This is a genomic window from Actinokineospora sp. (assembly GCF_050699995.1).
Taxonomy (GTDB): domain Bacteria; phylum Actinomycetota; class Actinomycetes; order Mycobacteriales; family Pseudonocardiaceae; genus Actinokineospora.
The window spans coordinates 23,755-31,590 of sequence record NZ_JBOHGC010000060.1; the positions used below are offsets into that span (position 1 = coordinate 23,755).

At 69.5% G+C, this 7,836-nt stretch carries 7 protein-coding genes; 2 read left to right on the forward strand and 5 right to left on the reverse strand.

The features are described from left to right. Positions 1–45 precede the first annotated feature (45 nt). The 3 genes from pruA to ACRDSQ_RS03840 all read right to left on the reverse strand — a co-directional run bounded on the left by pruA (position 46) and on the right by ACRDSQ_RS03840 (position 3,743). Entirely contained in the window at positions 46–1,674 is a 1,629-nt protein-coding gene (gene pruA, locus ACRDSQ_RS03830; protein WP_431418799.1) for an L-glutamate gamma-semialdehyde dehydrogenase, read from the reverse strand. A 107-nt stretch (positions 1,675–1,781) separates the two neighbouring features. Then, positions 1,782–2,285 carry a DUF6912 family protein gene (locus tag ACRDSQ_RS03835; protein ID WP_431418801.1) on the reverse strand — a complete coding sequence of 168 codons (504 nt, stop codon included), beginning with the start codon at positions 2,283–2,285 and terminating at the stop codon, positions 1,782–1,784. 60 nt (positions 2,286–2,345) lie between these two features. Further along, positions 2,346–3,743: a WS/DGAT/MGAT family O-acyltransferase gene (locus tag ACRDSQ_RS03840; protein WP_431418802.1), complete on the reverse strand. Its 1,398-nt coding sequence runs from the start codon at positions 3,741–3,743 to the stop codon at positions 2,346–2,348. Between the two features lie 68 nt (positions 3,744–3,811). Between ACRDSQ_RS03840 and ACRDSQ_RS03845 the strand changes: the two genes are divergently transcribed. Next, entirely contained in the window at positions 3,812–4,591 is a 780-nt protein-coding gene (locus tag ACRDSQ_RS03845; RefSeq protein WP_431418803.1) for a TrmH family RNA methyltransferase, read from the forward strand. Here the strand turns inward: ACRDSQ_RS03845 and ACRDSQ_RS03850 are convergent. After that, positions 4,568–4,936 carry an HAD-IA family hydrolase gene (locus ACRDSQ_RS03850; RefSeq protein ID WP_431418805.1) on the reverse strand — a complete coding sequence of 123 codons (369 nt, stop codon included), beginning with the start codon at positions 4,934–4,936 and terminating at the stop codon, positions 4,568–4,570. The two genes, ACRDSQ_RS03845 and ACRDSQ_RS03850, sit on opposite strands and share 24 nt — an antisense overlap. A gap of 87 nt (positions 4,937–5,023) precedes the next feature. Between ACRDSQ_RS03850 and ACRDSQ_RS03855 the strand changes: the two genes are divergently transcribed. Next, positions 5,024–5,506 carry an Rv3235 family protein gene (locus ACRDSQ_RS03855; RefSeq protein ID WP_431418807.1) on the forward strand — a complete coding sequence of 161 codons (483 nt, stop codon included), beginning with the start codon at positions 5,024–5,026 and terminating at the stop codon, positions 5,504–5,506. A gap of 19 nt (positions 5,507–5,525) precedes the next feature. Here the strand turns inward: ACRDSQ_RS03855 and secA are convergent. Beyond that, positions 5,526–7,836: preprotein translocase subunit SecA (secA, locus tag ACRDSQ_RS03860; RefSeq protein ID WP_431418808.1), on the reverse strand; the 2,311-nt coding region annotated here is incomplete at its 5' end.

Consider the following 7,836-nt stretch of genomic DNA (forward strand, 5'->3'; position numbering starts at 1 on the left):
AGAAGAGCGCCCCACGGGATTCCGTGGGGCGCTCTTCTTTTGCTCTTAACCCATGTGCGGGTACGCGTGGTCGGTCGGAGGCACGAAGGTCTCCTTGATCGACCGCGGGCTCACCCAGCGCTGCAGGTTGTAGATCGAGCCCGCCTTGTCGTTGGTGCCGGACGCGCGGCTGCCGCCGAAGGGCTGCTGGCCGACGACGGCGCCGGTGGGCTTGTCGTTGACGTAGAAGTTGCCCGCCGCGAAGCGCAGGGCCTTGTGGGCCTGCTCGACGGCGGCGCGGTCGGTGGCGAAGATGGCGCCGGTCAGCGCGTACGGCGACGAGCTGTCGACCAGTTCCAGCACCTTCTCGAACTCGGCGTCGTCGTAGACGTGCACGGCGAGGATCGGGCCGAAGTACTCGGTGGTGAACACGTCCTGCAGCGGGTCGCTGCCGACGAGCACGGTGGGCTGCACGAAGTAGCCGACGGAGTCGTCGCAGGTGCCGCCGGTGAGGACCTCGATGGACGAGTTCGCCGCCGCGCCCTCAAGGGCGTCCTTGTGCTTCGCGAACGCGCGCGCGTCGATGACGGCGCCGCCGAAGTGGCTGAAGTCGGTGACGTCGCCGTAGCTCAGGGACTTGACCTTGTCGGCGAGCTGCTCGCGCACACCGCCGTCCCAGAGGGAGCGGGCGATGTAGGCGCGCGAGGCGGCCGAGCACTTCTGGCCCTGGTACTCGAACGCGCCGCGGACCATGCCGTTGACGACGGCGGCCGGGTCGGCTGACGGGTGGGCGACGATGAAGTCCTTGCCGCCGGTCTCGCCGACAATGCGGGGGTAGGAGCGGTAGGTGTCGAGGTTGTCCCCGATGAGTCGCCACAGCGCCTTGAAGGTCTTGGTGGACCCGGTGAAGTGCAGCCCGGCGAACTCGGGGTCGGTCATCGCGACCTCGGAGACGGCGTGGCCGTCGCCGGTGACCAAGTTGATCACACCGGAGGGCATGCCCGCGGCTTCGAGCAGGCGCATGGTGTGGTGCGCGGCCAGCTGCTGGGTCGGTGAGGGCTTCCAGACGACCGTGTTGCCCATCAGCGCGGGTGCCGTGGGCAGGTTGCCCGCGATCGCGGTGAAGTTGAACGGGGTGATCGCGGTGACGAACCCGTCGAGCGGGCGGTGGTCGAAGCGGTTCCACATGCCCGGCGAGGACGCGGGCTGCTCCTGCAGCAGCCGCTTCGCGAAGGACACGTTGTAGCGCCAGAAGTCGATCAGCTCGCAGGCGCTGTCGATCTCCGCCTGCTGGGCGGACTTCGACTGGCCGAGGATCGTGGCGGCGTTGAGGGTGTCGCGCCAGGGGCCCGCGAGCAGGTCTGCGGCGCGGAGCAGCACGGCGGCGCGCTCGTCGAAGGGCAGCTCGCGCCAGGCGGGGGCCGCCTTCTTGGCCGCGGCGACGGCGTCGGCGACGTCGGCGGCGGTGGCCTGGGCGGTGGTGCCGAGGACGTGGCGGTGGTCGTGCGGCTGGACCACGTCGACGCGGTCGCCGCCCGCCATGCGCTGCTCACCGTCGATCGTCATGGTGAGTTCGAGCCGCTCGCCCTCAAGCTCGGCGATCCGGCGCCGCAGCGACTCACGCTGCGGCGTTCCGGGCGCGTAGGAGTTGATCGGCTCGTTCGACGGCTCGGGAACCGACGATATTGCGTCCATCGTGTGGCTCGCCTCCCTGTGACTGGCTCACGGCAGTTGGGTTCGGCGAGTCCCGCTTGTGGCCACTCGCCCTTGAGCGCCATCCTGTCATGGGATGTTTCAGCGTTCTACAGCAACTCCAGCAAAAACGGCAGTTCCTGCGGCGCATACCAGGCCAACTCGTGGTCCTCGGCGTCGCCCAGGGTGAATTCGGCGTCCAGGTCGCCCATGTCCGCGGCGTCGATGACCGCCGCGGCGGCCCGCACGGCGTCCTGCGCGTCCTCGGTGTCGAGGTGGATCGCGGCGATCACCTTCAGCGGGATCGGACCGGCCAGCTTGACCACCGCGTAGTCCAGGTCGGGCCGCAGCAGCGCGCCGTCGACGTCGGCGGAGACGACCGCGCGGCGCATAACGGTCTTCGGGGCTTTGTCCAACTCGGCGTTGAGCAGGCGCAGCGACGCCCGGGCCGCGTCGAGCATGGCGGCGTACTCCAGCTCCTCGTCACCGCCGGTCGCGTACGACTCGCGCAGCGCGGGGGTCAGCGAGAACGCGGTGTTGCTCACCGCGACCAGCTCCCCGCCGGAGTTCAGCTCACCCAGCATGGCCACCGTCGCCGGCACGTACACCCTCACAGCACCCTCACAGCACCCTCACAGTCAGCCTCACAGTCACGCTCGCGGTCATACTCACAGTCATACTCGGAGAGTCGTCATCAGCTCTTCCACAGACTCTTCCACCATTCTGGCCAACGCGGCGACATCGGACATCGCCGACCGGTCGCCGGTCAGCCCGAAATAGACGCCGCCGTCGTAGGACGTGACCCCGATCGCGAGGGCCTGGTTCTTGTTCAGCGGCATCACCGGGAACATCTCGGTCATCCGCGCCTGCCCCGCGTAGAGCGGAACCTGCGGGCCAGGCACGTTGGTGATCACCAAGTTGAACACACGCTGCGAGAACGACGCCGCGGCGCGCGCGCCGAGCGAGTGCAACGTGGGCGGGGCGAAACCGCCCACCCCGAGCAGCGCCGAGGCCGCGACCAGTCCGGTGTCGCCGTGGGCACGCATGGCGTGGCTGATGTGCTGCAGCCGGACGAACGGGTTCGGCTCGCCGACCGGCAGGTCCACGAGGTGGGCGCTGACCTTGTTGCCCAGCATCCCTGGAACGGCGCCATCCGCGTCGCCGTCACGCACGGCGAGCGGGACCAGCGCGCGCACCCTGGTCGACGACGTCACCTGCTCCCCGCGCGAAAGCAGCCACGAGCGCAGCGCGCCGGAGATGGCGGCGAGGATGACGTCGTGCACCGTGCCGCCGTGCGCTTGGCGGACGCCGCGCAGGTCCTCCAGGCGGGCGCGGGCCACCGCGAACAGCCACGCCTTGCTCACCGGGGCGTTGAGCGGGCCGCCCGTGGGCGGGTGGGCGGCGATGCCGATGGCCGACACGACGGCCGCGGCGACCTTCTGGCTGGTGCTGACCACGTCGGAGACTGCGGAGCGCACGTTCTCGACGACCTCGCGGGGGCGGCGGACGGTGTCGGACACGGCGTCCATGACGAGCTTCGTCGGCCCCGGCATCCGGCGCGGCAACCACGGCTCGTCCGGTGCGACCTCGGTGGCCTGCGGCGAGGATTCGAGGATGATCTGACCGAAGTCGATCGTGCGCACGCCGTCGACCATGGCCTGGTGGGTCTTCGTGACCAGGGCGACGTGACCGTGGGCGAGCCCCTCGATCAGGTACGCCTCCCAGAGCGGGCGGTTCTGGTCGAGCGGGCGGGCCATCAGCCGGGCCACCAGGTCGAAGAGCTGCTCGCCGCTGCCCGGTTTGGGCAGGGCGGAGCGGCGCACGTGGTAGGCGACGTCGAAGTCCGGGTCGTCCACCCACACCGGGCGGGCCAGGTAGCCGGGGACGGTGGCGACCTTCTGCCGGTAGCGCGGGACCAGCGGAAGCCGCTGTTCGATCAGCGAGACGAGCTGGGCGTAGGCGAATCCCGAACGTGGTCTGCGGAACACCGCGACACCCGCGACATGCATGGGCGTCGCCTGGTCCTCGAGGTAGAGGAATGAGGCGTCGAGGGCGGAGAGGCGCTCGGGCATGCGTCCGATCCTGGCACATCGCTGGGGCAAAACCGGGTGTGCCGGAGGTGACGTGCGATGCTGGGGCTGTGTCCCGCGATTTCTCTGGCCCGTCCCCCAAAGACCGGTTCGTCACCGTGTACGGCCGCAAGCCCGTGCTTGAGGCGCTCGCCGACGACCGGCTCTCGATCGACAAGGTGGTGCTGGCCGACAACGCCCACGGCGCCGCCGCCCGCGAGATCCTCGACGCGGCCCGACACCGTGGCGTGCCGGTCCAGCGGGCCACCGCGCAGCGGGTGAAGGTGTTGGCGGGCAACGGAAAGCAGGACCAGGGCGTCTTGGCCGATGTCGTCGCGCCGCGGATGCGGCTGCTCGCCGACGCCCTCGCGGGCCGCTCGGCGCCACGCTCGGTGCTGCTCCTGGACGGCATCACGACCCCGGCGAACGTCGGGATGATCCTGCGCACCGCGACCGCCGCGGGCCTCGGCGGCATCGTCGTCCCCCGGCGCGGAGTGGCCACGATCGACCCGATGGTCGTGAAGGCGTCGGCGGGTGTGGCGTTCACCGCACCCGTCTTGCGCTGCGCGACGGCGGCCGAGGCTGCGGCGGACCTGCGCACGGCGGGCTACACCCTCTACGGCATGGACGCGGGAGCCCGCCGCACGGTCTTCGACGCGGAACTGCCGCAGCGGGTGGCGTTCGTCCTGGGCAGCGAGACCTCCGGCGTGACCGACGACGTGCGACCGCACATCAACCGGTGGGTGTCGATCCCGATGGCCGGCGGCGTGGAGTCCCTCAACGTGGCGAGCGCGGCGGCGGTGCTGTGCTTCGAACTGGTGCGGCGCTCACAGGTCCAGCAGGACCGCTAGCTCGTCCATTGTGGACTCGACGGCCCGGTGGTGGATGCCGGTCATGCCCGCTTCGGCGGCGCCGCGCACATAGCGGGCCACGTCGTCGATGAACACACAGCGGTCCGGCGTGGTGGCGAGGGACTTGGCCGCGAGTTCGTAGATGGCCGGGTTCGGTTTGGCCACACCGACTTCGCCGGACACGATCACGGCGTCGAACAGGTCGGGCAGCCCGTAGGGCCTGCGGTCGGCGTTGGACAGCAGAGCCGTACGCAACCCCTTGGCGCGCGCTGACCGGACCACGTCGACGATCGCCGGGTCGGTGAAGACCCCCGCGTAATCCACGACCAGCGCCTCGTACCTCACAGGTTCCGATCCTGCCTTGCTTTGCCGTGGATTCACCACAAGTGGTGATGAGTGTCCTGTTTCACCGCCCGAGACGCTCTGTATCGCATGCGGATCAGTGCGTTGGCGGAATACGAACCGCCGTTGTGTGGCGAAGCCGAGGAGAACCGGTGGATCACCCCGGCACCCCGGGTGGTGTCGGTCGTTCCCGTGCCATCCCCGGACCCGGGCCTCGGGCGGGAAGCGCTCGGCCGGATGTTCGGGCTGGTAGTGGAGGCCCTGGACGGGCGGCGGCCGGTCGCCCAGCTTCGGGGAGCGATGTCGGCCGCTGTGTACGAGGCGATGGTGACCAGGGTGCGGTCAGGTTCGGGTTGGACCCATCGGCTCGCGTCGGTGCGGTCGTGCGCGGTGTCGGAGGAGGCGGTGGAGGTGTCCGCGACTGTCCGGGTGTTTCGGCGGGGACGGGAATCGGCATGGCGGGCGTTGGCGGTAGTGGGGCGGGTGGAGCTGCGGAACGAGGCATGGATCTTCACCTACCTCCGAGTGATCACCCCGCCCTCACACCGGGGAACAGCAAAGGGCCCCGCCTAAGCGGGGCCCTTGCCGAGCATCACCGACGCGGCGGCTTCTTCTTCTTGGCCTCAAGCCGCGCCGCTTCACGACGTTCGCGGCGGGTCGGGCCGCCGGGGGCCTCACCGGTGCCGTCGCTGTGCGACTCCACCCCACCGTCTTCGGCGGGCCCGCTGTAGCTCAACCGCTGCTGCTGCGGGGCCTCCAGCCCCTTGCCGCGCAGCGCGACCGGGACCTGTTCGGTCTTGGTGGCCGCCGCCGCTCGTTCGGCCTGGGCGCGTTGCTGGGCGGCGATGGCCCTGGCCTGGCGCTGCTCCAACTCCGCTTGGCGGGCGGCCACGGCCGGGTCGACCGGCTGCCGCGCGACCGACGGGAGGGCCGTGGGGGCGACGTTGAGCTGCACCTGGGGGGCGGGCTCGACCTCCACCGGCAGGTTGAAGAGGAAGCCGACCGACTCCTCCTTCAACGCGTCCAGCATGACGGTGAACATCTCGAAGCCCTCGCGCTGGTACTCGATCAGCGGGTCGCGCTGGGCCATCGCGCGCAGGCCGATGCCTTCCTTGAGGTAGTCCATCTCGTAGAGGTGCTCGCGCCACTTGCGGTCGAGGACCGAGAGCATGACCCGACGCTCGAGTTCGCGCATGGCGCCGTCGCCCGCGCGGGTGCTGATGTCGGCTTCGCGGTCCTTGTACGCCTGGAGGGCGTCGGCGACGATCTCTTCCTGGAGGAAGTCGTGGTCCATGTCGCGGCCGGTGTTCTCGGCCTTGTCGACCAGCTCGTCCCAGGTGACCGTGATCGGGTACAGGGTCTTGAGGGCGGTCCACAGCTTCTCGTGGTCCCAGTCCTCGGCGTAGCCGTCGGCGGTGGCGCCATCGACGTAGGCCGTCACGACATCGGTGTTCATGTGCTCGATCTGCTCGCGCAGGTCTTCGCCCTTGAGGACGCGCAGGCGCTCGGCGTAGATCACCTTGCGCTGCTTGTTCATGACCTCGTCGTACTTGAGGACGTTCTTGCGGATCTCGAAGTTCTGCTGCTCGACCTGGGTCTGGGCGCTGCGGATCGCACGGGTGACCATCTTGGCCTCGATCGGCTGGTCCTCGGGCACCTTGAGGGTGTCCATGACCCGCTCGACCATGCCCGCGTTGAACCGGCGCATGAGCTCGTCGCCCAGCGACAGGTAGAACCGGGACTCGCCCGGGTCGCCCTGGCGGCCGGAGCGGCCACGCAGCTGGTTGTCGATGCGGCGGGACTCGTGGCGTTCGGTGCCGAGCACGTACAGACCGCCCGCGGCCTGCACCTCGACCTTCTCCGCCTTGACTTCCAGCTCGGCCTTCTCCAGCGCCGCCGGCAGCGCGGCACGCCACTCGTCGGGGGTTTCCTCCGGGTCGAGACCGCGGGCGCGCAGCGCCTCCTCGGCGACGTGTTCCGGGTTGCCGCCGAGCACGATGTCGGTGCCGCGACCCGCCATGTTGGTCGCGACCGTCACCGCGCCGCGGTGACCCGCCTGGGCGACGATCTGCGATTCCTTCTCGTGGTGCTTGGCGTTGAGGACGTTGTGCGGAATGCCCATCTTGACCAGCAGCTTCGACAGGTACTCTGAGCGCTCGACGCTCGTGGTGCCGACGAGGACCGGCTGGCCCTGCTCGTGCCGCTCGGCGATGTCCTCCGCGACCGCGAGGAACTTCGCCTCCTCGGTCTTGTAGATCAGGTCCGCCTGGTCCTTGCGGATCATGTTCCGGTTCGTCGGGATGGGGACCACACCGAGCTTGTACGTGGTGTGGAACTCCGCGGCCTCGGTCTCGGCGGTACCGGTCATGCCGCCGAGCTTCTCGTAGAGCCGGAAGTAGTTCTGCAGGGTGATCGTGGCCAGCGTCTGGTTCTCGGCCTTGATCTCGACGTTTTCCTTCGCCTCGATCGCCTGGTGCATGCCCTCGTTGTAGCGGCGCCCGGCCAGGATGCGGCCGGTGAACTCGTCGACGATCAGGACCTCGCCGTTGCGGACGATGTAGTCCTTGTCCGCCTTGAACAGCTCCTTGGCCTTGAGCGCGTTGTTGAGGTAGCCGACGAGCGGGGTGTTGGCCGCCTCGTACAGGTTGTCGATGCCCAGCTGGTCCTCGATGAACGAGACGCCCTGCTCGGTGACGCCGACGGTGCGCTTGCGCTCGTCGACCTCGTAGTGGGAGTCCTTCTTCATCATCGGCACCATCCGCGCGAACTCCGTGTACCAGCGGGAGTTCTGGTCGGTGGGCCCGGAGATGATCAGCGGCGTGCGGGCCTCGTCGATGAGGATCGAGTCCACCTCGTCGACGATGGCGTAGACGTGGCCCCGCCCCACCTGCCGGGCGCGGGAC